Source organism: Pseudomonas sp. GW822-FHT04C11 (assembly GCF_058800905.1).
Map to the genome: position 1 here is coordinate 18229 of NZ_JBXAMS010000001.1, position 24126 is coordinate 42354.

The 24126-nt window shown below is 59.4% G+C and carries 27 protein-coding genes and 1 tRNA gene; 12 read left to right on the forward strand and 16 right to left on the reverse strand.

Translation table 11 applies throughout. The features are described from left to right. Positions 1-43 precede the first annotated feature (43 nt). Together AC1RJ3_RS00110 and AC1RJ3_RS00115 are read right to left on the reverse strand one after the other, a co-directional pair. Positions 44-799, reverse strand: a complete 756-nt coding sequence (locus AC1RJ3_RS00110; RefSeq protein WP_103319702.1) for an ABC transporter substrate-binding protein — start codon at positions 797-799, stop codon at positions 44-46. A 13-nt stretch (positions 800-812) separates the two neighbouring features. Next, a complete protein-coding gene (locus tag AC1RJ3_RS00115) occupies positions 813-1586 on the reverse strand; it encodes an ABC transporter ATP-binding protein (protein WP_103319701.1) in 774 nt (257 codons plus the stop codon). 556 nt (positions 1587-2142) lie between these two features. Between AC1RJ3_RS00115 and gabP the strand changes: the two genes are divergently transcribed. After that, positions 2143-3534, forward strand: a complete 1392-nt coding sequence (gene gabP, locus AC1RJ3_RS00120; protein WP_347928635.1) for a GABA permease — start codon at positions 2143-2145, stop codon at positions 3532-3534. A gap of 69 nt (positions 3535-3603) precedes the next feature. On the opposite strand, the gene vapC is transcribed toward gabP, so the two are convergent. From vapC to AC1RJ3_RS00145, 5 genes are all read right to left on the reverse strand, one after another. After that, positions 3604-4011, reverse strand: coding sequence for a type II toxin-antitoxin system tRNA(fMet)-specific endonuclease VapC (gene vapC / locus AC1RJ3_RS00125; protein WP_054595146.1), 408 nt, complete (start codon positions 4009-4011; stop codon positions 3604-3606). Continuing rightward, on the reverse strand, positions 4011-4241 hold the full coding sequence (vapB, locus tag AC1RJ3_RS00130) for a type II toxin-antitoxin system VapB family antitoxin (protein ID WP_054595147.1): 231 nt from the start codon (positions 4239-4241) through the stop codon (positions 4011-4013). The genes vapC and vapB overlap by 1 nt, the downstream gene beginning before the upstream one ends. 192 nt (positions 4242-4433) lie before the next feature. After that, positions 4434-4886 (reverse strand): hypothetical protein, encoded by a 453-nt coding sequence (locus AC1RJ3_RS00135; RefSeq protein ID WP_493076881.1) that lies wholly within the window; start codon positions 4884-4886, stop codon positions 4434-4436. A gap of 6 nt (positions 4887-4892) precedes the next feature. Continuing rightward, positions 4893-5309 carry a hypothetical protein gene (locus AC1RJ3_RS00140; protein ID WP_493076883.1) on the reverse strand — a complete coding sequence of 139 codons (417 nt, stop codon included), beginning with the start codon at positions 5307-5309 and terminating at the stop codon, positions 4893-4895. Between the two features lie 37 nt (positions 5310-5346). Beyond that, on the reverse strand, positions 5347-6312 hold the full coding sequence (locus tag AC1RJ3_RS00145; protein WP_493076885.1) for an alpha/beta hydrolase family protein: 966 nt from the start codon (positions 6310-6312) through the stop codon (positions 5347-5349). A 244-nt stretch (positions 6313-6556) separates the two neighbouring features. Here AC1RJ3_RS00145 and AC1RJ3_RS00150 point away from each other — a divergent pair, with 244 nt between their 5' ends. Next, complete coding sequence (locus AC1RJ3_RS00150; protein WP_493076887.1) at positions 6557-7012, forward strand: carboxypeptidase regulatory-like domain-containing protein; 456 nt, start codon at positions 6557-6559, stop codon at positions 7010-7012. A gap of 80 nt (positions 7013-7092) precedes the next feature. Here the strand turns inward: AC1RJ3_RS00150 and AC1RJ3_RS00155 are convergent. The 5 genes from AC1RJ3_RS00155 to AC1RJ3_RS00175 all read right to left on the reverse strand — a co-directional run bounded on the left by AC1RJ3_RS00155 (position 7093) and on the right by AC1RJ3_RS00175 (position 11317). Next, positions 7093-7168 (reverse strand) — tRNA-Phe (locus AC1RJ3_RS00155). A 103-nt stretch (positions 7169-7271) separates the two neighbouring features. Continuing rightward, positions 7272-7544: an oxidative damage protection protein gene (locus AC1RJ3_RS00160; RefSeq protein WP_054595151.1), complete on the reverse strand. Its 273-nt coding sequence runs from the start codon at positions 7542-7544 to the stop codon at positions 7272-7274. Continuing rightward, the gene (mutY, locus tag AC1RJ3_RS00165) at positions 7541-8608 is read right to left on the reverse strand and encodes an A/G-specific adenine glycosylase (RefSeq protein WP_493076889.1); all 1068 of its coding nucleotides are present in this window, start codon (positions 8606-8608) and stop codon (positions 7541-7543) included. Before mutY ends, AC1RJ3_RS00160 begins: the two co-directional genes overlap by 4 nt. Continuing rightward, positions 8605-10836 carry an AsmA family protein gene (locus AC1RJ3_RS00170; RefSeq protein WP_493076891.1) on the reverse strand — a complete coding sequence of 744 codons (2232 nt, stop codon included), beginning with the start codon at positions 10834-10836 and terminating at the stop codon, positions 8605-8607. The genes mutY and AC1RJ3_RS00170 overlap by 4 nt, the downstream gene beginning before the upstream one ends. 82 nt (positions 10837-10918) lie before the next feature. Next, the gene (locus tag AC1RJ3_RS00175) at positions 10919-11317 is read right to left on the reverse strand and encodes an acetyl-CoA sensor PanZ family protein (RefSeq protein WP_054595154.1); all 399 of its coding nucleotides are present in this window, start codon (positions 11315-11317) and stop codon (positions 10919-10921) included. Between the two features lie 272 nt (positions 11318-11589). On the opposite strand from AC1RJ3_RS00175, the gene AC1RJ3_RS00180 reads away from it, so the two are divergent. From AC1RJ3_RS00180 to AC1RJ3_RS00210, 7 genes are all read left to right on the forward strand, one after another. Beyond that, positions 11590-13251, forward strand: coding sequence for an OFA family MFS transporter (locus tag AC1RJ3_RS00180; protein ID WP_054595155.1), 1662 nt, complete (start codon positions 11590-11592; stop codon positions 13249-13251). A 239-nt stretch (positions 13252-13490) separates the two neighbouring features. Continuing rightward, positions 13491-14084 carry an imidazoleglycerol-phosphate dehydratase HisB gene (hisB, locus tag AC1RJ3_RS00185; protein WP_019691294.1) on the forward strand — a complete coding sequence of 198 codons (594 nt, stop codon included), beginning with the start codon at positions 13491-13493 and terminating at the stop codon, positions 14082-14084. Beyond that, complete coding sequence (hisH, locus tag AC1RJ3_RS00190; protein WP_347928641.1) at positions 14084-14722, forward strand: imidazole glycerol phosphate synthase subunit HisH; 639 nt, start codon at positions 14084-14086, stop codon at positions 14720-14722. The genes hisB and hisH overlap by 1 nt, the downstream gene beginning before the upstream one ends. Beyond that, positions 14722-14979: a DUF2164 domain-containing protein gene (locus AC1RJ3_RS00195; protein ID WP_046815284.1), complete on the forward strand. Its 258-nt coding sequence runs from the start codon at positions 14722-14724 to the stop codon at positions 14977-14979. Before hisH ends, AC1RJ3_RS00195 begins: the two co-directional genes overlap by 1 nt. Positions 14980-15021: 42 nt before the next feature. Continuing rightward, on the forward strand, positions 15022-15759 hold the full coding sequence (gene hisA / locus AC1RJ3_RS00200) for a 1-(5-phosphoribosyl)-5-[(5-phosphoribosylamino)methylideneamino]imidazole-4-carboxamide isomerase (protein ID WP_054595157.1): 738 nt from the start codon (positions 15022-15024) through the stop codon (positions 15757-15759). Between the two features lie 9 nt (positions 15760-15768). After that, complete coding sequence (gene hisF, locus AC1RJ3_RS00205; protein WP_054595158.1) at positions 15769-16539, forward strand: imidazole glycerol phosphate synthase subunit HisF; 771 nt, start codon at positions 15769-15771, stop codon at positions 16537-16539. Between the two features lie 66 nt (positions 16540-16605). Further along, a complete protein-coding gene (locus AC1RJ3_RS00210; RefSeq protein WP_347928642.1) occupies positions 16606-17361 on the forward strand; it encodes a substrate-binding periplasmic protein in 756 nt (251 codons plus the stop codon). 164 nt (positions 17362-17525) lie between these two features. On the opposite strand, the gene AC1RJ3_RS00215 is transcribed toward AC1RJ3_RS00210, so the two are convergent. From AC1RJ3_RS00215 to gpmI, 4 genes are all read right to left on the reverse strand, one after another. Continuing rightward, the gene (locus AC1RJ3_RS00215) at positions 17526-18305 is read right to left on the reverse strand and encodes a divergent polysaccharide deacetylase family protein (RefSeq protein WP_054595160.1); all 780 of its coding nucleotides are present in this window, start codon (positions 18303-18305) and stop codon (positions 17526-17528) included. Between the two features lies 1 nt (position 18306). Beyond that, positions 18307-19626, reverse strand: coding sequence for a S41 family peptidase (locus AC1RJ3_RS00220; protein WP_054595161.1), 1320 nt, complete (start codon positions 19624-19626; stop codon positions 18307-18309). A 34-nt stretch (positions 19627-19660) separates the two neighbouring features. Beyond that, positions 19661-20956 (reverse strand): murein hydrolase activator EnvC family protein, encoded by a 1296-nt coding sequence (locus AC1RJ3_RS00225; RefSeq protein ID WP_347928644.1) that lies wholly within the window; start codon positions 20954-20956, stop codon positions 19661-19663. Between the two features lie 255 nt (positions 20957-21211). Then, positions 21212-22741 (reverse strand): 2,3-bisphosphoglycerate-independent phosphoglycerate mutase, encoded by a 1530-nt coding sequence (gene gpmI, locus AC1RJ3_RS00230; RefSeq protein WP_493076896.1) that lies wholly within the window; start codon positions 22739-22741, stop codon positions 21212-21214. A 151-nt stretch (positions 22742-22892) separates the two neighbouring features. On the opposite strand from gpmI, the gene AC1RJ3_RS00235 reads away from it, so the two are divergent. The 3 genes from AC1RJ3_RS00235 to secB are packed head-to-tail and all read left to right on the forward strand — an operon-like array spanning position 22893 to position 24101. Then, the gene (locus tag AC1RJ3_RS00235; RefSeq protein WP_054595164.1) at positions 22893-23306 is read left to right on the forward strand and encodes a rhodanese-like domain-containing protein; all 414 of its coding nucleotides are present in this window, start codon (positions 22893-22895) and stop codon (positions 23304-23306) included. A 1-nt stretch (position 23307) separates the two neighbouring features. Beyond that, positions 23308-23562 carry a glutaredoxin 3 gene (gene grxC, locus AC1RJ3_RS00240; protein WP_019691307.1) on the forward strand — a complete coding sequence of 85 codons (255 nt, stop codon included), beginning with the start codon at positions 23308-23310 and terminating at the stop codon, positions 23560-23562. 56 nt (positions 23563-23618) lie between these two features. Next, positions 23619-24101, forward strand: a complete 483-nt coding sequence (gene secB, locus AC1RJ3_RS00245) for a protein-export chaperone SecB (protein WP_493076899.1) — start codon at positions 23619-23621, stop codon at positions 24099-24101. The last annotated feature ends 25 nt before the right edge of the window (positions 24102-24126 follow it).

Below are 24126 nucleotides of genomic sequence, written 5' to 3' on the forward strand. Positions count from 1 at the left end.
GACCGGCACCGTCAGAAAGCGGTGCCGGTCAGGCCAGTCAGAATCAATAGATGCTGAACGGGAAGTACTTGTCGTTGATCTTCTTGTAGGTGCCGTCAGAGACGATTTCTTTCAATGCGGCATTCAGCTTGTTACGCAGTTCGTCCTGACCCTTGCGCACGGCGATGCCGATTTTGTCGCTGGCTACCACCGGTTCGCCTTTGAACTCGTAGTTTTTGCCGGCGTCGCTTTTCAGCCAGTCGTAGTTGGCGTATTTGTCGGCGAGGATCGCATCGACGCGCCCGGAGGTCAGGTCCAGGTAGGCGTTTTCCTGAGTGTCATACAGCTTGATGGTGACGTCGTTGCCGTAATTGTCCTCAAGCCAGGTGCCGGCCAGGGTGGCGCGCTGAGTACCGATGATCTTGCCTTTGAGCGAGTCCTTGTCGGTTTTCAGGTCGACGTTCTTCGGTGCGATGAATTGCAGTTTGTTCGAGTAGTACGGGTCGGTGAAATCAACGGCCTGCTTGCGATCGTCTGTGATCGACAGCGAGGAAATCAGGAAATCGAATTTCTTGGCGTTCAGTGCCGGAATGATGCCGTCCCAGTCAGAGGTGACGACTTCGCATTCGACCCGCATCTTGGCGCATAGGGCGTCGCCGATGTCTTTGTCGAAGCCGACCACCTGGCCGCTGGCATCTTTATTGTTGAACGGTGGGTAAGCCGCTTCGATGCCCATCTTCAGTTTTTCAGCAGCCATTGCATTGGCCGAAAACACCAGTGTGGCGGCCGCGGCCAGGAGGAGTTTTTTGTAAGTCTGCATGTAGGTAGCTCCGTTAGCGGTTGCTGGACATGAATTGTTTGCAGCGCGCCGAAAGCGGGTTTTCGAACACCTGCTGGGGCGATCCTTGCTCTTCTATGAGCCCCTGGTGAAGGAACACCACTTCACTGGACACCTGACGGGCGAAGCCCATTTCGTGGGTGACCAACAGCATGGTGCGACCTTCTTCGGCCAGGGCGCGGATCACGTTTAGTACTTCCTGAACCATTTCCGGGTCAAGCGCGGAAGTCGGCTCGTCAAACAGAATAACTTTGGGTTGCATTGCCAAGGTGCGGGCGATGGCGGCGCGTTGCTGCTGGCCACCGGAAAGTTCTGCAGGGTAGGCGTGACGTTTGTCGGCGATGCCGACCTTGGCCAGCAAGGCTTCTGCCACTTCGATGGCTTCGGACTTGCTTTGCCCAAGGACGCGGCGCGGCGCTTCGATGATGTTGTCGAGCACGCTCATGTGCGGCCACAGGTTAAAGTTTTGAAATACAAAACCGATTTCGCTGCGCAGTCGATTGATCTGCTTGCCGTCGGCGGCGACCAGTTCGCCGTTTTTCGCAGGCTTGAGCTTGAGCTCTTCGCCGGCCACCAGAATCTGGCCCTGGTGCGGGTTTTCGAGCAGGTTGATGCAGCGCAGGAACGTGGACTTGCCGGAACCGGAGGAACCCAGGATCGAGATCACATCGCCGTCGCGTGCGGTCAGCGAGACGCCCTTGAGCACCTCAAGCGTCCCGTAGCGTTTGTGCAAGTTGCGGATTTCAAGCGCGGGCGTGGCCTCAGCCATGTGCGGTCCTCATTGAGTTCTGTTGTGCTCCTGCTGTTGGGCGGGCTTTTCTATCGAAGCGCCAAGCTAGCATAGCGGTCGAATGGCGGCCAACAGCCCCACGGGGCGTAGACGGGCAGTGCGTGACCGGTTGTCGCTTCAGCGCAGCAGACTGTCGCGCCATCAACAACCGATCCCACGTTTGAAGCCATGTCTGTGTGGGTGTCGCGTAAAAAAAGGCGCGATGGTGCCAGCTTTGGCCGGGTGTTGGAAGCGCTAACCGGACAAACGTTCCCGATCCGCACTTTTATTGTGCGTGAGCCGTTTTTCTGGTGTGTTTCTGGTGCGTGAATTCGTTTGTGAAGTGGGTGGCAGGGTAACGCTCTGGCGAAGTGCCATTAATTTCAATGGCTTGCGATGACTGTCCGGTAAAGGCGAGATCGCCGGGATAGAGGCGTATGAAACATTTTGGCGCAATTATTGCGTGCAGAATCCAGAACGCCCCGTTGGCTTCTTTTTACGAGAAGGATGCCAAGCGGGATGGAGGCAATCGCTTTTCCTTACAAAGGTAGTTTCAATGAGCAGCACCCAAAGCTCTAATGGCCTCGAACAGGGGCTCAAACCGCGCCATGTGACCATGCTGTCGATTGCCGGTGTTATCGGCGCCGGCCTGTTCGTTGGCTCGGGTCACGCCATCGCCGCCGCAGGCCCGGCCGTGCTGTTGGCCTACGCCGCCGCCGGTATGCTGGTAGTGCTGGTCATGCGCATGCTTGGCGAAATGGCCGTTGCTTCTCCAGACACGGGCTCTTTCTCGACCTACGCCGATCGCGCCATCGGTCACTGGGCCGGTTTCACCATCGGCTGGCTCTACTGGTGGTTCTGGGTGCTGGTAATCCCGCTGGAGGCCAACGCTGCCGCGACTATCCTGCATGCCTGGTTCCCTAATGTGGCCATCTGGGCATTTACCCTGATCATCACGTTGCTGCTGACAGTGACCAACCTGTTCAGCGTGAAGAACTACGGTGAGTTCGAATTCTGGTTCGCTCTGATCAAAGTCCTGGCGATCATCGGTTTCATTGTCCTCGGTGTCATGGCGATCTTCGGCTTCCTGCCAGGCAGCCAGGTCAGCGGCGTTTCGCACTTGTTCGACACCCAGGGCTTCTTGCCAAACGGCATGGGCGCTGTACTGGGCGCGATCCTGACCACCATGTTTTCCTTCATGGGCACCGAGATCGTGACCATCGCGGCCGCGGAGTCGAAGAACCCTGGCCAGCAAATCTCCAAGGCTACCAATTCGGTGATCTGGCGGATTGGCTTGTTCTACCTCGTATCGATCTTCATCGTTGTGGCCCTCGTGCCATGGAACGACCCGGTTCTGGCCAGCGTCGGTTCCTATCAGACCGTGCTTGAGCGCATGGGCATCCCGAATGCCAAGCTGATCGTCGACCTCGTGGTGCTGGTTGCTGTGACCAGTTGCCTGAACTCGGCGCTGTACACCGCATCCCGCATGATGTTCTCCCTGGGCAAGCGCGGTGATGCACCGGCCGTTTCCCAGCGCACCAACAAGAGCGGCACGCCGTACTGGGCCGTCATGTTGTCGACCTGTGCGGCGTTCCTCGCGGTGTTCGCCAACTACGTGGCCCCGGCTGCGGTGTTCGAATTCCTGCTGGCCAGCTCCGGCGCTATTGCGCTGTTGGTGTACCTGGTGATCGCGATTTCGCAACTGCGCATGCGCAAACAGCGCATGGCCCGCGGTGAAAAAATCGCCTTCAGCATGTGGCTGTTTCCGGGCCTGACCTACGCGGTGATCGTATTCATCGTGGCGGCCCTGACCATCATGCTGTTTCAGGATGCCCATCGCGTGGAAATCCTCGCCACGGGACTGTTGAGTCTTTTGGTGGTGGCGGCCGGTTTGTTTGTGGCTCGCCGTCGCAAGCTGGAACAGCGTGGCGCGGTCGTGTTGAGCTGATTGGTTCCGCGTAATGAAAACGGCCGCTGTCAGGAATGACAGCGGCCGTTTTTGTTTCTGATGCCGAGTTCAATCGAGGTGTACCCAATCCTCTACGCGCAATCCGGGAACACGCTCAAATTCCCGAAGATTATTCGTCACCACAATGAACCCTTGTGAGCGCGCGTGTCCTGCAATCATGTGGTCGTAAGGGCCTATCGGTGTGCCCGCCTTTGCAAGTTCCGAGCGAATCATTCCGGTGTGGGCAGCGGCTTCGTAGTCGAAGGGCAGGACTTCAAGACGAGCTACAAAACCTTCGATGACGGCCAGGTTCTTTTCCGGCGCCGCCGATTTTTCAGCGCCGTAAATCAATTCCATCAGCGTGACTGCGCTTATACACAGCTGGCCGTGATGGCGATTGAATGCTTCGCGTACGACCTGTGGTTTGTTCTTGATGGTAAAAATGCAGATGTTGGTATCGAGCATGTATTTGATCATCAGAACGACTCGCGCTCCTGATCGGCCGGTTGCTCGCGGTCGGCCATAAAATCGGCAGTGACGTTATCGCCATCGAACCAGCTATCCCAGGCTTCATCGGCCGGCGTGATGATGCGAGCGCGGCCAATGGCTACAACGTTGACGCGCTTGACGTCTTCAGGCATTGCCACGGCTTTGGGCAAGCGGACGGCCTGGCTTCGATTGCTCATGAAAAGGGTGGTCTGTTCCATTGGGGTGTCCTCCGCTTTTGGTGCGCTTAGAGCCCAAGGATAGGTTGTGTCGGGGATATGTCAACGGGATATACGCGGGGGCTGATGAAGGGTAGTGCCAGCTCTTCGATAGGGTGATGACCTTCAAAAAAAACGGCCGCTGTCAGGAATGACAGCGGCCGTTTTTGTTTTCGCAAGCTTCTTCAGGGGGGGTTATTCGGCTTTTGCCTCAGGTTCTTCCAGCGACTCTCGGTAGCTGTCCAGCGCATTGCCGAAGTCGGTGATGAACTGCGGGTCTGTCAGCCAGGCCTGGGCGGCTTCACGGTCCATGCCATCGGTCCACATGCGGTAGTCGATCAGCATGTCGGCGGCCAGGTGAGTGGCGGCCATGGCTTCGTTCTCGGCGTTTTCCATGTCCAGCAGTTCTGGGTGGTCGTTGATGATTTCGCTGAGGTTCGACAGCAGGGTCAGCAGCATGTCGTTGCGGCTGATGGCCTCGGCCTCACGCATTTTGCTGAACATCGCCAGGGTGTACTCGGGAATCGGTGCGCCGAGTTCGCCCAGGTCATTGTCGAGCGCAGCGGGCTTTCTGCCGTGAATATTGATTTGCCTGGCTTTGAGCTTGGCGCGTTTGGCGCGTTTCTGTTGCTTGTTCAGGGATGCCATGGGAACTCAGTTCGGTTTCTGTTGGGTTTGGGCCGCGATGGCGTCGGACGCCGCCACGTAGTCTGCCTGGAAGGCTGGTGATTCGATCCACGCCAGGGCGCCGGCTTCGTCCGTCTCGGTGGACCATTGGCGATACTCGATCAGCGCGGCGAGGATGAAGTCCATCGCGCCTTCCTCGCCTTCCTGTTCGTACACAAGCTCCAGCAACGGGTCTTCCAGGAAGGCCGCGCACATTGCTTGCTGGCTGTTTTTTTCGGCGTCGATCATTTTTTTGAACAGTTCGGTCAGGTCCACCGATTCGAAGTCGATGCGATCGTCGTTCGGATCCAGCTCGACCGGTGCGGCGGCCCGTTGAGTGCGGTTCTGCTTGGCCTTCGCTTTAGCGCGGGTAGCGCGTTTGTGTTGTTTGTTCGCGGATGCCATGGGCGTCGTTCCGTATTTCGTTGAGAGGGCAGGCCACTCAGCTGCGTGGCACTCGCCGCCCGGGGGTGTCGGGGGGCAGCTCGCCGTTTTGCAGCCATGACAATGCGATGGGCCATAGTGTGGCTTGGTATGGGCTGCGAAAAAAGGCGAAATGTCCGACTTCTTCTTCGCCGATGTCTTCTGGGGCGATTCGCAGGTGGGTGTTTGTACTGCTGGTGAAGTAGCTGAGCAGGCGTTCGATGGCAGCAATTGTGCCGTAGGGATCGTCGATGAGGCTGATGGCCAGGGTTTGTGCGGTGACGCTGGCGAAGGGCAGCCGGCCGTTTCTGGTGTGGATGGCGCGACCGCTGGGGCGCTTCTCGTAGCGGGCGGTGGGCGTGCTCCAGTCGCGAACCACGCCGGCGGGAGTGTCTTCCAGCCAGCCGAGGCGCTTACCGGGGAAGTAGCCGCAGACCCGCGTCACTAACGGCATCAGCAGGTGCCACTTGCCGAGCATCCGCCAGCGATGGGCTGGCGCATAGTCGCGCCAGTAGGCGAACTGCGCGCCGACGGTCACCAGGCGCCGGATCACGTGCCCTGAAGCGCCCAACCCCGCTGCACAGCCGCCGAAACTGTGGCCGACCACATCGATGGGCTGGCCGGGAAACTCCCGCTGGGCGCGTTTGAGGATCGCTTCGAAATCCAGCGCGCCCCAGTCGGTCCATGAAGCCTGAAGTCCTTTCAGCGATGCCGGCCGAGATTCGCCGATGCCGCGGTAGTCATAGGTGATGACGTCGAAGCCATTGGCGAACAGGTAATCGGCGAAGCGCGAGTAGTGTCGGCAGCGGACTGAGGTGGCGGCGTTGATGATGACGACCGGCCGCGTTGCGTCCACGAGGGCGTGTCGCCAGGTGAGGCCGCCAAGGATGAAGCCGTCGGCGGCAGGCTCCTTGAAGGACTTGCTTTGCGTTTCTGCGGCTGACGATTCTGGCCTGAGCGTGGAAGGTACGCTTTGTAGATTCATCGGCTGAGCCCTGACGATGACGAGCCCAAGAATGAACTTCAACGTTGGCGTTTTGCAATGTTTTGGAGTCGGCGGTCACGGGCGATGCCGTGCGTCACGTACGGAGGATCTGGTTCGGGTGTACTGAGCGTTTGGTCCGTTTTGCACTGAGCTCAAGTCCGAATCGATCTAAAACCCTGATCCTCGGTCAGCAATCAAAAAAGGTGTAACAGATAGGGTTCTGTGGAGCCCGGGAGTCGTCATCATGAGGTACGTTCATTCACTTATGCTGCCCCTTGCGGCTGCCGGCTTACTGATGCTTCCCGTCGTGTCGCGGGCTGCCAGTGTTGAGCCGATCGACAGTTCAGCCGTGCAAGTCCAGCAGCAACAGCAAAACGGGATCACCTACCTGTCCGGTGGTATCGGCGAGGATGAGTCAAAGGCCATTCAGCAAACCAAGGGCTACAACCTGCACATGACCTTTTCCACCGGGGCGGAGAATAAATATGTTCCCGACGTAGATCTGGTCATTCAGAGCGCCCCAGGGAAAACCGTGCTGACCCTGAGTCAGGCCGGTCCTCTGGTTTACGTTCAGCTACCCGCTGGCAAGTACACCGTTGTCGCGACGCGTAATGGTGAAGTGCTGCGTGATACCGCCGACGTCGGCAACGGTGCTGCACGCAATCTGGTCTTCCACTGGAAGGGCAACAGTAATAGTTAGGGATGACGGCTTTTGCGCGGTGCCACTAAATCGCGGGCATAAAAAAACCCTGAATCTTGCGATTCAGGGTTTTCGGTATTTGGTGCCCAGAGACGGAATCGAACCGCCGACACGGGGATTTTCAATCCCCTGCTCTACCGACTGAGCTATCTGGGCAACGGGGCGCATTAAACGGGTTTTTCAGGGGGTCGTCAAGCAAGTTTTCAAAAAATATTTAATTATTACCGTCGCTTACGATCCAACCCCCGTTTTTACGGGATTACTCGGCGGGTGGAACGTAGCCTTCGGCCTTGGCGTATTCCTCGCCGGAGAAGTACTTGTCCATCTCGCCCTGAAGATATTTACGGTCTTCGGCGTTCATCATGTTCAGGCGTTTTTCGTTGATCAGCAGGGTCTGGTGTTTTTGCCAGTCGGCCCAGGCCTTGGCCGAGACGTGGTCAAAAATGTCCTGACCTTTGGCGCCCGGGAACGGGGCGCGCTCCAGGCCTGGCAGTTCTTCTTTGTACTTGCGGCACATGATGGTGCGGGTCATGACGACTCTCCTGCGTTCAATACATCGGCCGCGCGCTTCAGCAGTTTTTTCACCGGGGCGGCAAGGCCCAGGCGCGGCGGGGTGGCGAGGTTATACCAGAGCCAGTCGGCCTCGGCCACGTGATGGCCAGCCTCCTGGACCTGGACCAGCCAGGGTTCGATAGCCAGTTGGAAATGGCTGAAGGTGTGGACCAGGCTCGGCAGCTCAACGTGCTTGCCCAGTTCCAGCGAGTGTTGCAGTGCCAGATGTTCCAGATCGCCGAGGTCGTCGAGTTCCGGCAGGCTCCACAAACCGCCCCACAAGCCCGTGGAAGGGCGGCGGTAAAGCAGAATGGCGCCGTCGCGGTTGGCGAGCATCGGCATCAGTGTGCGCTTCTGTGGCACGGTTTTACGCGGTTTGGGGATCGGGTAGCGGGTTTCCAGGCCGAGCATGTGCGCTTCGCAGCCCTTTTCCAGCGGACACAGCAGGCAACTTGGCTTGCTGCGGGTGCAGAGCGTCGCGCCCAGATCCATCATCGCCTGGGTGTAGGCGTTGACTCGATCATAAGGTGTAAAGCGCTCAGCGTTGGCCCACAGCTGTTTGGCAACCTTTGGTTCGCCGGGGTAGCCCTCTTGCGCGGTAAAGCGTGCCAGCACCCGTTTGACGTTGCCATCGAGGATCGGCGCGCGCAGGCCCATGCTCAGGCTGGCGATGGCGCCCGCGGTGGACAGGCCAATGCCAGGCAAGTCAGTGAGTTTTTCGACATCCCGGGGAAACTCGCCGCCGTACTCGGCAACGACGATCTTCGCGGTTTTTTGCAGGTTGCGCGCACGGGTGTAGTAACCCAGTCCGGTCCACAGGTGCAGCACTTCATCTTCCGGCGCGGCGGCCAGGGCTTCGACCGTTGGCAGCGACGCCATGAACCGATCGAAGTAGTTCAGCACCGTGCTGACCTGGGTCTGCTGCAACATGATTTCCGAGACCCACACCCGATACGGGGTGATGCCCTGTTGCCAGGGCAGGTCGTGGCGGCCGTGGCGGTCATACCAGTCCAGCACCGCGGTTGAGAACTGCTCGACTTTCATCGCTTGAACAACCCCTTGAGGGCGTTTTTCAGTTCCGGACTGACTTTGTCGCCGAGTTTCTCATCGATTTTTTCGCCGAGCTTGTCGCCCGCCAACTTGCCCGCAACCTGGCCGAGACGCTCGTTATCCAGGCGGCAGGCCTTGGCACCGAGTTCCAGCGGGCCACGGCAGCGCAATGGCCACTCGATGCCAGCGTAACGCTCGTTGACCTGGCAGGCCGGGTCCGGCATGTCGCTCTTGTCGCCTTCGACGATGATGCCGATGCGGTAATCCATGCCCAGCACACGCAGGTCGACGTCACCGTTGCCGTTGACGGTCATGCCCGGGATGCGGACTTTCAGGTCTGGATTGCTGGCCACGCCATTGCGTAACGTCAGGTTGCCCTTGAGTTCCTGAAAGGGGGTGTCCTTGCCATGCGGTTCGCCACTGAGGGTTTTGTGGTTCAGGGTGGCGATGCCTTTGCACAGTTGTTGCTCAAGGTTGGCGTTGAGCAGCACGCCGTTATTGAGCACGAAACTGGCCGTGCCGTTGAGGCTGTCGATCAGTGCTTTCTGGCTGTTGCCGCTGGCGGTCAGGTTGCTGTTGAGCGTGACCAGGCCTTTGACTGGCGGTTTTTTCCCTTGGCTTTCGAGAATGTTCTCCACCGGGACTTTGCTGATCTGCGTTTGCAGGCTCAGCACCGGCACGGGCTGACGAACATCGAGCGTGCCCTTGGCAGCGAAGTTGCCGTTGTAGAGATCGCCACGCAGGTTTTCCAGAGTCAGCAGGCCGCCCTGGCCAGTGGCTTTCAGCGCGGCGTTCTGGATCGACAGCTTGTCGAGGGTCAGTTGGCCGAAGGTCAGGTCGGCGTCCAGATCAAGCTTGCTCAGGCGTTCTGACGGAATCAGTTTGTCGCTGCTCCAGGCGCCTTTGGTCGGGGCGTTCGGCAGTGGTGTGCTGCCAGCGCCGGCCAGCGCGTTGGTCTCGGTGCTGCTGACTTCCGACTGACGAGCCACTGCAGCGCTGTTGGCTTCGGCGGATTTTGGCGGCAGGTAGCGATCAGCGTTGAAGGTGTCGCCCTTGAGCTGCACGCGCAATGATTGCTTGGCGAAATCCTCGACGGCGATACGCCCGCTGAAGCTGCTGTCGTCGACTTTCAGGTTGAGATCGTCCAGCACCACACTGCTCGGGGTGCCCGCGAGACGACTGACCAGTTCGACTTTGCTCAGGCTGCCCTCGGCCATGGCCGGGAGTTTCTGGCCGATGCTGTCGACAAACTTCGCCAGGTCGAATTGCGCAATCGACACTCCGCCGCTGATTTGCGGGGTTTTGTCCAGGTTGTTGACTTTCAGCTCGCCAAGCGCACGCAACTGGTTGGCAGAGATCTTGATGCCGGTCCATTCGGCGACGTTCGCTGCTCTATCCAGCAACAGTTGACCTTGAGCGGCATAGGTCACGATCTTGCCTTGCAGCGGTTCGCCGGAGATTTCGCCTGCCAGTTTCATGTCTTCGAACTGGTAGCGCTGGAGGGCGCGTTCGAAACGCAACTCGCCATTGAGTTCAGTGCGCACCCGTACGTCCGGCTGGTTGCTGGCCAGGAACGCGGTCAGCTTGACCTGAATGTTGGTCGCGTCGTGCACCGGGCCGGTGCTCAGCTGGATGCTTTCGGCGCTGAATTGCTTGCCGGTTTGCTCATCGTTGTATTCAACCCGGGCGTTGTTCACGGTCAGGCTGTCGATGTCGAGACGAATCGGTTGGGCCGGTTTTTCCGCAGTGGCGGGTACTTCGGCAACCGGTTCGCTGGTGCTGCCGGTAGCTGGCGCATCCGCCTTGGCGGCGACGGGCGGGACCTTGCCGATGTCTTCCCAGTTACCGTGGCCATTCTTGTCACGGTTGAGGCGCAGGTTCAGGCCTTCGACGCGGACATCGCTCATCTGCACTTCACGGCGCAGCAACGGCAGCACCCGCACGGACAGGCCAAGCATTTGCAGGTCGGCAAACGGCTGGGTCGGATTGGCCAGGGTCGCGACACCGGCATCGTGCAGCTCAAGTCCGAGCCAGGGGAACAGGCTCCAGCCGATATCGCCATTGAGCGTCAGCTCGATGTGGGCCTTGTCGCGGGCAATTTGGCGGATCTCGTCTTTGTAGTCGTTGGGATCGAAGAAGTGGGTCAGGGCAAAGCCCAGCGCCACAATGATCAGCAACAACCCGAGAAGTACCAAACCCAGGATTTTGCCGAACGCTTTCATGGGCGAGTCCTTGTAATGAGTCAATGTCGAATTTAGCCAGGGAGTATAGCGCCCCGAAACCGACGACTGGTCAGTGATCGCTCTAGAGCTGGTCCAGCGGCAGTTTGAGCTTGGCAGCCAGTGCCTGGGCTTCGAGGTGCCCGGCCGGAGCCTGCAAGTGCAATTTGGCCCCCGCGAGTTCGGCCATTTTTTGCGCTTCGCTGACCAGGCGTTCAGCCACGCCACGGCGCCGGGTGATTTTTCGCACGCACAAATGGGATAGCTGCCAGATGTCCTGCTGTCGGTGCAGGCGTGCCGCGCCAAGCAGTCGGTCATTGAAGCGTCCAGCGATCAGCGAGCCGTCGCGCAGGCTGTGTTCAATCAATTGCAGTTCATCGTTGAACGGCGCAATCAGCCAGCGCGGAGCATCGTGGTAGATCTTCTGCAGATCCTGCTGATCCTGATAGCTGGGTTCGTTCAGCGATTCGACGACGATGGGCATAGGGTTTCCTGTGAAAGAGTTGTCCGGGTAATACCCGTCAATGGGTGAAACGGTTTTTTAGTGTGTGATCGGAACAGATGTCACACAAAAGGTGATATCAGTTTGGTTTTTCTGTCACGGGCAAATGGTAATCTTTGCCGTTCGTCGGTCCTTCTGCGACCTGTCGTCGCGCCGAGCGGAGCTCTACTCGATAAAACGGTCATGCCTGCGTGCAACAAGGCCGAGAGTGAAGAGTGTCTGGCGAACCATACTAATAATTGGGGGAAACACAAATGAGCACGAGTACCGAGGCGGGGATTATTCCCGCCCAGTCAGCGTTCCTGTCCAAGGAGCGGATCATCGCCAAGCCCGGTTTCAACCGTTGGCTGGTTCCACCGGCCGCGTTGGCCATTCACCTGTGCATCGGCATGGCCTATGGTTTTTCGGTGTTTTGGCTGCCGTTGTCCAAAGCCCTCGGCGTGACCGCGCCGGTGGCCTGCGCGCCAGACATGAGCTTCATTGCGCAGATTTTCTCGTCCCAGTGTGATTGGCCGATTTCGATGCTCGGTTGGATCTACACCTTGTTCTTCATCTTCCTCGGCTGCTCGGCAGCGATCTGGGGTGGCTGGCTGGAACATGCCGGGCCACGCAAGGCCGGTGTTGTATCGGCATTGTGCTGGTGCGGCGGTCTGCTGATTTCCGCGTTGGGGGTGTATACCCACCAGATCTGGCTGATGTGGATCGGCTCCGGCGTCATCGGCGGGATAGGCCTGGGGCTGGGTTATATCTCGCCGGTTTCGACCTTGATCAAGTGGTTCCCGGACAAGCGCGGCATGGCGACCGGCATGGCGATCATGGGCTTCGGCGGTGGTGCGATGGTTGGTGCTCCGCTGGCGGCTGCGCTGATGGGCCATTTCGCTTCGCCGGCTGGCGTCGGTGTGTGGCAGAGCTTCCTGGTGATGGCTGCGATCTACTTTGTGTTCATGATCGGCGGTGCGCTGTCGTACCGCGTTCCGCCGACCGGCTGGAAGCCTGAGGGCTGGACCGCACCAGCGAAAAAAGCCGCGAACGCGATGATCACTCACCGCCATGTGCACGTTAACGTCGCGTGGAAAACCCCGCAGTTCCGTCTGGTATGGCTGGTGCTGTGCCTGAACGTGTCGGCGGGTATCGGCATCCTCGGCATGGCGTCGCCGCTGTTGCAGGAAGTATTCGCCGGTAAATTACTCGGCAACGATCTGACCTTTGGTCAGCTGGATGCTTCGCAATTGGCGTCGATCGCGGCAATCGCTGCCGGTTTCACTGGCTTGCTGAGCCTGTTCAATATCGGTGGACGGTTCTTCTGGGCGTCGTTCTCCGACTACCTGGGCCGCAAAAACACCTACTTCGTGTTTTTCGCCCTGGGGTTTGCCCTGTATGCGTTGATCCCGAACCTTGGCCATCTGGGCAACATCGCGCTGTTCGTGGCGGCGTTCTGCATCATCCTGTCGATGTACGGCGGTGGTTTTGCGACGGTTCCGGCGTACCTGGCGGACCTGTTCGGTACGCAAATGGTCGGTGCGATCCACGGTCGTCTGCTGACTGCCTGGGCCGCTGCCGGCGTGCTCGGCCCGGTGTTGGTGAACTACCTGCGTGAGTACCAGTTGAGCATCGGCGTCGAACGCGCGGCTGCGTATGACATCACCCTGTACATCCTTGCGGGCCTGCTGGTGCTGGGTTTCCTCTGCAACCTGCTGGTGCGTCCGGTGGCGGATAAATACTTCATGAGCGATGCCGAGCTGGCCGTCGAACAGGCGCTGGGTCACGACAAAGGCGCGGACAGCACCACCGTGCTGGAGTGGAAAGCTTCCTCGGGCAGCGTGCCGTTGGCCATTGCCGCATGGCTGGTGGTGGGCATTCCGCTGGCGTGGGGCGTTTGGGTGACGTTGCAGAAGACTGCCGTCCTGTTCCACTAAACGCATGACTCCCCTTGTAGGAGCAAAGCTTGCTCGCGATGAACGATAACGCGGTGTGTCAGGCGTACTGTCATCGCGGGCAAGGACTCGGCGTCCCCACGCTCCTACATGTCATGACAGGTATGTCCCCGGCGGCATTGGGTTCAGCCCGTCAGGGATATCACCTCGCGTGTTTCTGTTTGGCGTCCGCGCCCCTATAATGGTTGCCTTTTTCGCCCAATGATTTTGCGGAGCTGGTGATGGCCGAACGTAAGGCGTCAGTCGAGCGCGACACTCTGGAAACCCAGATCAAAGCCTCGATCAACCTGGATGGCACCGGAAAGGCCCGATTCAATATCGGTGTTCCCTTCCTTGAGCACATGCTGGACCAGATCGCCCGTCACGGGCTGATCGACCTGGATATCGAGTGCAAGGGTGACCTGCATATCGACGACCACCACACGGTGGAAGACGTCGGTATCACGCTGGGTCAGGCTTTCACCAAAGCCATCGGCGACAAAAAAGGCATCCGTCGTTACGGCCACGCCTATGTGCCGCTCGATGAAGCGCTGTCGCGCGTGGTCATCGACTTCTCTGGCCGTCCTGGCCTGCAGATGCATGTACCGTATACCCGCGCCACTGTCGGCGGCTTCGATGTCGACCTGTTCCAGGAGTTTTTCCAGGGCTTCGTCAACCACGCCAACGTCAGCTTGCACATCGACAATCTGCGTGGGCACAACACCCACCACCAGATTGAAACCGTGTTCAAGGCCTTCGGTCGCGCATTGCGCATGGCCGTCGAGCTTGATGAGCGCATGGCCGGGCAAATGCCTTCGACCAAGGGCGTTCTGTAATGCAGACGGTCGCGGTTATCGATTACGGCATGGGCAACCTGCACTCGGTGGCCAAGGCCCTCGAGCACGTCGGTGCCGGCAAGGTGCTGATCACCAGCGATGCCAGCGTGATTCGCGAAGCCGACCGGGTGGTTTTCCCCGGTGTGGGCGCGATTCGCGATTGCATGGCGGAGATCCGTCGCCTGGGCTTCGACTCGCTGGTGCGTGAAGTCAGCCAGGACCGTCCGTTCCTCGGCATCTGCGTGGGCATGCAAGCCTTGCTCGAACGCAGTGAAGAAAACGACGGCGTCGACTGCATCGGCCTGTTTCCCGGCCAGGTGAAGTTCTTCGGCAAAGGTCTGCATGAAGACGGCGAACACCTGAAAGTCCCGCACATGGGCTGGAACGAAGTGAAGCAGACGGTGAGTCATCCGCTGTGGCACAACATTCCGGACCTGGCGCGTTTCTACTTCGTGCACAGCTACTACATCGCCGCCGGCAATCCGCGTCAGGTCGTGGGTAGTGGTCACTACGGCGTCGACTTCGCCGCAGCGCTGGCCGAAGGTTCGCGTTTCGCTGTGCAGTTCCACCCGGAGAAGAGCCATACCCATGGCCTGCAATTGCTGCAGAACTTCGCTGCGTGGGACGGTCGCTGGTAATGGCCGTCAAGAAAAAGCCGCCGATCCTCACGCTCACACCCGAGCAAGAGAACGAGGCCAACAGCAAGATCAAGCGTTTCATGGAAGACCGCTTCGAACTTGACCTTGGCTCGTTCGAGGCAGCTGAAATTCTTGAGCTGTTTACCCGCGAAATTGCTCCGCACTATTACAACAGGGCGATTTTCGATGTGCAGGCGCACCTCAAGGAGAGGTTCGAAAGCATCGAAAGCGACCTGTGGGCGCTCGAGAAAAACTGATTTCCGAGCAACGCTGAAAAATCGAATTTAAAGGTTTGCCAGATGCTGATTATTCCCGCTATCGATCTTAAAGACGGTGCCTGCGTACGTCTGCGCCAGGGCCGCATGGAAGATTCCACAGTGTTCTCCGATGACCCGGTGAGCATGGCTGCCAAGTGGGTGGAGGGCGGTTGCCGTCGCCTGCATCTGGTCGACCTGAACGGCGCCTTCGAAGGCCAGCCAGTCAACGGCGAAGTGGTCACTGCGATCGCCAAGCGCTACCCGAACCTGCCGATTCAGATCGGTGGTGGTATCCGCTCGCTGGAAACCATTGAACACTACGTGAAAGCGGGCGTGAGCTACGTGATCATCGGCACCAAAGCCGTTAAAGACCCGGCCTTCGTCGCCGAAGCCTGCCGCGCCTTCCCGGGCAAAGTTATCGTTGGTCTGGATGCGAAGGACGGTTTTGTCGCCACCGATGGCTGGGCTGAAATCAGCACTGTGCAGGTTATCGACCTGGCGAAGCAGTTTGAAGCCGACGGCGTGTCTGCGATCGTTTATACCGACATCGCCAAAGACGGCATGATGCAAGGCTGCAACGTGTCGTACACCGCAGCACTGGCCGCCGCCACGCGGATTCCGGTGATTGCGTCCGGCGGTATTCACAACCTCGGTGACATCAAGTCGCTGCTCGACGCCAAGGCGCCGGGGATCATCGGCGCCATCACCGGCCGGGCGATTTACGAAGGCACCCTCGACGTCGCTGAAGCGCAAGCTTTCTGCGATTCGTACAAAGGCTGAGGACTTACCATGGCGCTGGCCAAACGCATCATTCCTTGCCTGGACGTGGATAACGGCCGGGTCGTCAAAGGTGTGAAGTTCGAGAACATCCGTGACGCCGGCGATCCGGTGGAAATCGCCCGTCGCTACGACGAGCAGGGTGCCGACGAGATTACTTTTCTCGACATCACCGCCAGCGTCGATGGCCGCGATACCACGTTGCATACCGTCGAGCGCATGGCCAGCCAGGTGTTCATCCCGCTGACCGTTGGCGGTGGCGTGCGCACCGTGCAAGACATCCGCAACCTGCTCAATGCCGGCGCAGACAAGGTCTCGATCAACACCGCGGCGGTGTTCAATCCAGAGTTTGTCGGCGAGGCAGCACAGCATTTCGGCTCGCAATGCATCGTTGTCGCCATCGACGCCAAGAAGGTTTCACTGCCGGGTGAAACCCCGCGCTGGGAGATCTTCACCCACGGCGGTCGCAAACCTACCGGGCTGGATGCGGTGGAGTGGGCGAAGAAGATGGAAGGTCTGGGAGCCGGCGAAATCCTGCTGACCAGCATGGACCAGGACGGCATGAAAAACGGCTTCGACCTGGGCGTCACGCGTGCCATCAGCGATGCGCTGGGGATTCCGGTGATCGCTTCGGGCGGCGTCGGCAATTTGCAGCATCTGGCTGACGGCATTCTTGAAGGCCACGCCAGTGCGGTGCTGGCAGCGAGTATTTTCCACTTCGGCGAATACACCGTACCGGAAGCCAAGGCCTACATGGCGCAACGCGGTATCTGCGTCCGATAAAGGCCAGTGGACAGCATGGCGGGCTCAGGGCAAGCTTGGGCACGCCATGGATTCCGGTAAACCGTCATGCTCAAACGTCTTCTCCTGGTACTCGCCAGCGCCTCGTTACTACTGGCTGGCGCTGCACGTGCTGCAGAAAAAACCGGCCCCGATCTGGTGCTGCTGACGGAAAACTTCCCGCCGTACAACATGGCGAAGAACGGCAAGAACTTCGCTCAGGAAGACAACATCGATGGCATCGCCGTGGACATCGTCCGCGAGATGTTCAAGCGCGCCGAAATCACTTACAGCCTGACACTGCGTTTCCCTTGGGAGCGGATCTACAAACTCGCCCTGGAGAAACCCGGGTATGGCGTGTTCGTCATGGCGCGACTGCCGGACCGCGAGAAACTCTTCAAATGGGTCGGCCCGATTGGTCCGGACGACTGGATCATGCTGGCCAAGGCTGACAGCAAGATCACCCTCGAGTCGCTGGCGCAGGCGCGCAAATACAAGATCGGCGCCTACAAAGGTGATGCGATCGCCGAAACGTTGGCCAAGCAGGGTCTGAAACCGATCGTGGTGCTGCGCGATCAGGACAACGCGAAGAAGCTGGTCAATGGCCAGATCGACCTTTGGGCGACGGGAGATCCTGCTGGCCGTTACCTCGCTCGGCAGGATGGCGTGACGGGCCTCAAGACCGTGCTGCGTTTCAACAGTGCCCAGCTTTATCTGGCGCTGAACAAAGACGTGTCCGACGAAATCGTCGCCAGGCTTCAGGCCGCGCTGGATCAGTTGCGCAAGGAAGGCGTGGTGGACGACATCATGGCGCGGTATCTGTAAGGTCCTGTGGCGAGGGGGCTTGCCCCCGTTTGGGCGCAAAGCGGCCCTAAAACCAAGCACCGCAGTGATTCAGACAGAACGAGTGGGTATCTTTTACGACTGCTTCGCCCGAGCGCGGACCGGCCGACGTGGGCAAGCCCCCTCGCCACAAGAGCGAATCCTTTTCAGCGGTAAACCCCATCCTTCCCGTGCCCAACCATCGCCTTGTTGCTGCGCACGCTGATCATCAACTTGATATCGATCCAGTCGATGCCCTGGGCCTTGAGCTTGGGCAGTTCGCGCTCAAGCACCGCCAGGGTTTGTGGATAGGGGTGGCCGATCATCACCGCAGAGCCTTGCTTGTGGGCCAGGCTGATGGCGGTCTGTAGCTGAGTGAAGATTGCGCCCTCGGTGCGCTCGTCATCGAGAAACACATCTCGCGAAACACTCGCCAAACCGATCTTCTGCGCCTCGGCGGCGGCGACGGTCTGGGCGCTGGTACGGCTGTCTACAAAGAACTTGTGCCGACGTTGCAGTTCGGCCATCAGCCAGGTCATGGCCGGTTGCTGGGCGGTCATGCGGCTGCCCATGTGGTTGTTGATGCCGCTGGTATAGGGCACGGCGTTGAACGCCGCACTCAGGCGTTTTTCCAGCTCTTCGATGGGGAGTTCGGGATGCCAGGCGAACGGGCCGGTGGCCGGGTCCATGGGCATGTGCAGTATGACGATCTTGCCGGCGTGGTGGGCCTCGCGGGCAAATTCGGCAGCGTGGGGAGTGTCGGGCATGATTGCCGTGGTCACCGGCCCGGGCAGCGCCAGCACACGGCGGTCGCGCGGCAGGTTTTGCCCGAGGTCATCGATGATCAGGCTCAGGTAGGCCTTGTGTGGTGCCGCCGTCTCGGCAGGCGCCGCGTGAGCAGCACCCGCCAGACAACACAGCAGGCTGAGGATGACCCGCAAGCGCATCTCAGTGGCCGCGGGTGATGCTCAGGCCTTTGAGCAGGCTCAGGGCCTGGGCCAATTGGTAATCGTCGTCCTGTGGCATCGGTTTGGCTTTGCCGCTGGACTTGGTTGGCTTGTCGGCGCCGCCGTTGCCATTGCCCAGGTGACCTTGCAGATCGGCTTCCTTGAAGTATTCGCCGTCCTGCTCGTTGGTGATCTTGGCCTTGCGCACTTCGATGTCCGGAACGATGCCCTGGGCCTGGATCGAGCGCCCGTTCGGCGTGAAGTACAACGCGGTGGTGATCTTCAGCGCACGGTCGTTGTTCAGTGGCAGCACGGTTTGCACCGAGCCTTTACCGAAGCTGGTGGTGCCCATGACCACTGCGCGTTTTTGATCTTGCAGGGCGCCGGCGACAATTTCCGAGGCCGAGGCGCTACCGCCGTTGATCAGCACGACCATTGGCACCGCTTCGCTTTCGTCCTTGCCGGTGGCAGTGAAGCGCAGCTCAGAGTTGGCGATACGGCCCTTGGTGTAAACGATCAAGCCTTTGGTGATGAAGTGGTCGACCACTTCGACCGCTGCTTGCAGCACGCCGCCCGGGTTGTTGCGCAGGTCAAGCACGATGCCGCTGAGCTTCTTGCCATTGTCCTTGCGCAACTTGGCCAGGGCCTTGGAGACCTCTTCACCGGTCTTGACCTGGAACTGGGTGATGCGGATGTAGGCGTAGCCCGAATCCAGCAACTGGCTCTTCACGCTCTTGACCTGGATGGTCGCGCGGGTCAGCGTCACGTCGAACGGTGCACCACCGTCGCGCACCAGAGTCAGAGTGATCTTCTCGCCGATCTTGCCGCGCATCTTGTCCACGGCTTCGGTCATGCTCTGGCCGCGGGTTGGCTGGCCGTTGATCTTGACGATGAAGTCGCCCGCCTGGATGCCGGCCTTGGAGGCAGGGGTGTCATCGATCGGCGAAACGACTTTGATGAAACCGTCTTCGGCGCCGACTTCGATGCCCAGGCCGCCGAACTCGCCGCTGGTGCTTTCCTGCAGCTCGGCAAAGTCTTCCGGGCCGAGGTAGGCGGAGTGCGGGTCAAGGTTGCTGAGCATGCCCTTGATGGCATTCTCCAGCAGGGTCTTGTCGTCAACCGGTTCGACATAGGCAGCCTTGATCCGGTCCATGACCTCGGCAAAGGTGCGCAGCTCTTCCAGCGGCAATGGCGCCTTGGTGGTCGCAGCAGTGCCCGCAGGCGCAACCGCCGGGGCCGGTTGAGCGGCAAACGCCAACGGCGCACCGATCACCAGAGCGATCGTCAGGGCCAGCGAATTGAGGCGGGACAAATGCAGCATGTCGAACGAACTCCTAATGTAGGTGACTCAACGCCTATCCTTGCGCGCGGCACCATTGTGCTGGATCACTCGGGTGACCCTGCTGACGAATAGCGAAATACAGTGCAGGTGTGTCCTGGCCACCACTGTTACCGACAGTGGAGATGGATTCACCGGCCTTGACCACATCACCGGCCGCTTTAAGCAGCGTCTGGTTGTGGCCGTACAAACTCAAAAAACCATTGCCGTGGTCGAGGATCACCAGCAAACCGGCACCGCGCAACCAGTCGGCAAACACCACGCGACCGCCGTGTACGGCATGCACCTGGCTGCCTGCAGAGGCGCTGATCATCACGCCGTCCCACTTGGTTCGGGCATCGTCACCACGGGTTTCACCAAAACGCGCAAGCAATCGACCATCGACAGGCCACGGAAGTTTTCCGCGGGCGGAAGCAAAGGGCCCGCCGAAGGACTCGCCGGCACTTGAAACCAGTGCGCCGGGTGTCGACTTGACGGGCTTGCGTGGGGCATCAGTAGGGGCCTCAGCCCGGGCCTGAGCCTCACGTAAACGCTTTTTTTCGGCTTCCTGCTGGGCGATCAGCGCTTTTTGTCGCGCTTCTTCTGCCTCACGGGCCTGGCGGGCCAGGGTTTCCTCGATGGTTTTGAGTACTTTAGACAGATCGGCCTGATCCTGCTCGCGGGCTTGTAGCTTCTGGTCGCGGGCTTTCACGTCGTCGTTGAGCTTGGCCAGGACTTGCTGACGCTCCTTGCGGACTTTGTCGAGTTCGTCACGCTGGCTGTCGAGGCTGCTTTTCTGCACCAGCAACTGGGCTTGTTGCTGGGCGATATCCTGCTCGACGTTGGCCAGCTGGCGCAGGGTTTCGTTGAAATTCTTCAACTGCTCCAGGCGTGCCTGGCTCAGGTAGTCGTAATAGGTGAGGGTGCGGGCGAATTTTTCCGGGTTCTGCTGGTTGAGCAGCAGCTTCAGGTACTCCTGACGGCCGTTCTGATAGGCCGCGCGGGCCTGAATGGCGATCAGTCGTTGCTGTTCAATGCGCGCGCTCTGGAGTTTTTTTTTCTCACCATCGAGTCGCTGTATCTCGGATTCGCTTTTCTTCAGCTCTTTTTGCAGTGCATCGACCTGCTTTTCGAGCTTGCCCATCTCGGTCTCGGTGCCTTTGAGGTCCTTTTGCACGCCGGACTTTTCTTCCTGCAACTTGCCCAGCAGCTTTTTCAGCTCGGCAATATCCTGACGCGTGGCGTCCAACTGTTGTTGGGTTTGCGCGCGTTCATCGGCAAACGCCGGATGGAGCAGGCAGGTCAGGGCAAGGGCAATCAGGGCGCGAAGCATAAAGGCGGGCGACACCAGGGGAAAAAGGACAGCCTAGTATGCCCGGCCAAGGCTGTAAAAAAAACGTCCATTTCTGGCTGTGTGATAACTGGACTGAAAAACGCCGAAAACCAATGTGGGAGCAGCCGGGCGACGTTCGTTTGCTCGGGATGGCGCCTTAACATTCAACTGTGAAGTTGGTGTCAGATTGCTATCGCGATCAGGCGAACGTCGCCCGGCTGCTCCCACAGGTTTAGCAGCGTTTGAAAGCCTTGATCACACCAGAATCGACGTACCCGTCATTTCGGCAGGCTTCGCAAGGCCCAGCAACATGAGCATGGTCGGTGCCACATCCGCCAGTACACCGCCTTCGCGAACCTTGAGGTTGCGTTTACCGACGTAGATGAACGGTACTGGTTCCGTGGTGTGAGCGGTGTGCGCCTGGCCGGTGGATTCGTCGGACATTTGCTCGACATTGCCATGGTCGGCGGTGATCAGCGCTTCGCCGCCGACCTTTTCCAGGGCATCGACGATGCGACCGACGCACAGGTCCAGGCACTCGACGGCTTTCACCGCGGCATCGAACACGCCGCTGTGGCCGACCATGTCGCCGTTGGCGTAGTTGACCACGATCACGTCGTAGCGCTGGTTTTCGATCGCGTCGACGATCCTGTCGGTGACTTCCGGTGCGCTCATTTCTGGCTGCAAGTCATAGGTGGCGACTTTCGGCGACGGGATCAGGATGCGTTCTTCGCCCGGGAACGGCTCTTCGCGACCACCGGAGAAGAAGAAGGTCACGTGAGCGTATTTTTCGGTTTCGGCGATGCGCAGCTGGGTTTTGCCGTTTTTCGCCAAATAGTCGCCCAGCACGTTCTCCAGGCTGCCCGGCGCAAAGGCTGCCGGTGCAGGAATGCTGGCGGCGTATTGGGTCAGCATGACAAAGCCGGCCAGTTTCGGCTGGCGCGCGCGCTCGAAATCCTTGAAATCGTCTTCGACGAATACCCGGGTCAGCTCACGGGCGCGGTCGGCGCGGAAGTTCATGAATATCACGGCGTCGCCGTCTTCGACCTTGACCGGTTCACCGATGGTGGTGGCTTTGACGAATTCGTCGCTTTCGCCACGCTCGTAAGCGGCTTCCAGGCCTTGCTGGGCGGTGGCGGCGTTGAATTCGCCGTTACCGTCAACGATCAGGTTGTAGGCCTGGGACACGCGATCCCAGCGGTTGTCGCGGTCCATGGCGAAGTAACGGCCAATGATGCTGGCGATCCGGCCTTTGCCCAGCGTCTTGAACGCTTCATCCAGCAGCTCGATCGACGACTGTGCGCTTTTTGGCGGCGTGTCGCGGCCGTCGAGGAAGGCGTGCAGGTAGATCTTCTCGGCGCCGCGCTTGAAGGCCAGTTCGGCCATGGCGATCAGGTGATCCTGGTGGCTGTGCACGCCGCCTTCGGACAGCAGGCCCATGAAGTGCACGGCTTTGCCGGCAGCAACGGCTCTATCCACGGCAGCGCAGATGGTCGGGTTCTCGAAGAATTCACCATCGCGGATCGCTTTGGTCACGCGGGTGAAGTCCTGATACACCACGCGGCCTGCGCCGAGGTTCATGTGGCCGACTTCCGAGTTGCCCATTTGCCCGTCCGGCAGGCCGACGTCCATGCCCGAACCCGAGATCAGGCCGTTCGGTACGGTGGCGTACAAACGGTCGAGGACCGGCTTTTTGGCCGTGAACACGGCGTTGGATTCCTGGCTTTCACTGTGACCGAAGCCGTCGAGAATAATCAGGACCAAAGGTTTAGGCGTGGTAGTCATGGATTCCACTCTGGCTTAAGTTAAAGGTGCGATGGAAAAAGGGAGTGGCAGTTTAAAGCGAAGTTCAGACCGCGTCACCGCCGGACGGGGTTTGGCCCACCATAGTGGCTGTGTATACTGGCCGACATTTTAACGCCCTGGAACCTCCTTGATGGTTGCTCACCTGATTGAATTTGCCACTAACCACTATCTGCTCGTCGGTATCTTCGTCGTACTGCTGGCGTTGTTGATCGCTCGCGAGATGAGCCGTGGCGGCCGTAGCCTCAGCACCGCTGAGCTGACTGCGCTGGTCAACAAGGACCAGGGCGTGGTTGTCGATATCCGTACCACCAAGGATTTCGCCGCCGGTCACATCGTTGGCGCGCTGAACATTCCGCAGGACAAACTGACCGCTCGCGTTGGCGAACTGGAAAAGCACAAGGCCAAGACCATCATTCTGGTCGACGCCCTGGGCCAGCATTCCGGTACTCACGCTCGCGAGCTGTTGAAGTCCGGTTTTACCGCAGCCAAGCTGTCCGGCGGGATCTCCAGCTGGAAAGCCGACAATCTGCCGCTGGTGAAGTGATATGAAAAACGTCGTCGTCTACTCCAGCGATTACTGCCCCTACTGCTCCCGAGCCAAGTACCTGCTCGAGAACAAGGGCGTAGCCTTCGAAGAGATCAAGGTCGATGGCAAGCCGCAGGTGCGTGCCGAGATGGCCCAGAAAGCCGGACGTACGTCCGTGCCGCAGATCTGGATCGGCAGCACCCACGTTGGTGGTTGTGATGATTTGTTTGCCCTGGACCGCGCCGGCAAGCTCGACGCGCTGCTCACGGCCTGACTGAACCCTTAAGATCAGCAAACCCTACAAGACCCCAAGATCAGAAAGGATCTGAGATGACTGACCAACAGAACACTGCTGCTACTGAAGAAGAAACTGCACCGCAATTCTCCTTGCAGCGCATTTATGTGCGTGACCTGTCCTTTGAAGCTCCGAAAAGCCCGGCGATCTTCCGCCAGCAGTGGGAGCCGAGCGTTGGTCTGGACCTGAACACCCGTCAGAAATCGCTGGAAGCCGACTTCCACGAAGTGGTGCTGACCCTGTCGGTTACCGTGAAAAACGGTGACGAAGTGGCGTTCATCGCTGAAGTTCAACAGGCCGGTATCTTCCTGATCAAGAACCTCGACGAAGCCTCGATGAGCCACACCCTCGGTGCTTTCTGCCCGAACATCCTGTTCCCGTACGCTCGCGAAGCCCTGGACAGCCTGGTGACCCGCGGTTCGTTCCCGGCCCTGATGCTGGCCCCGGTGAACTTCGACGCCCTGTACGCGCAAGAAATGCAACGCATGCAGCAAGACGGCGTACAGACCGTTCAATAAGCGTTCGATGCCGCAACGAAAAAAG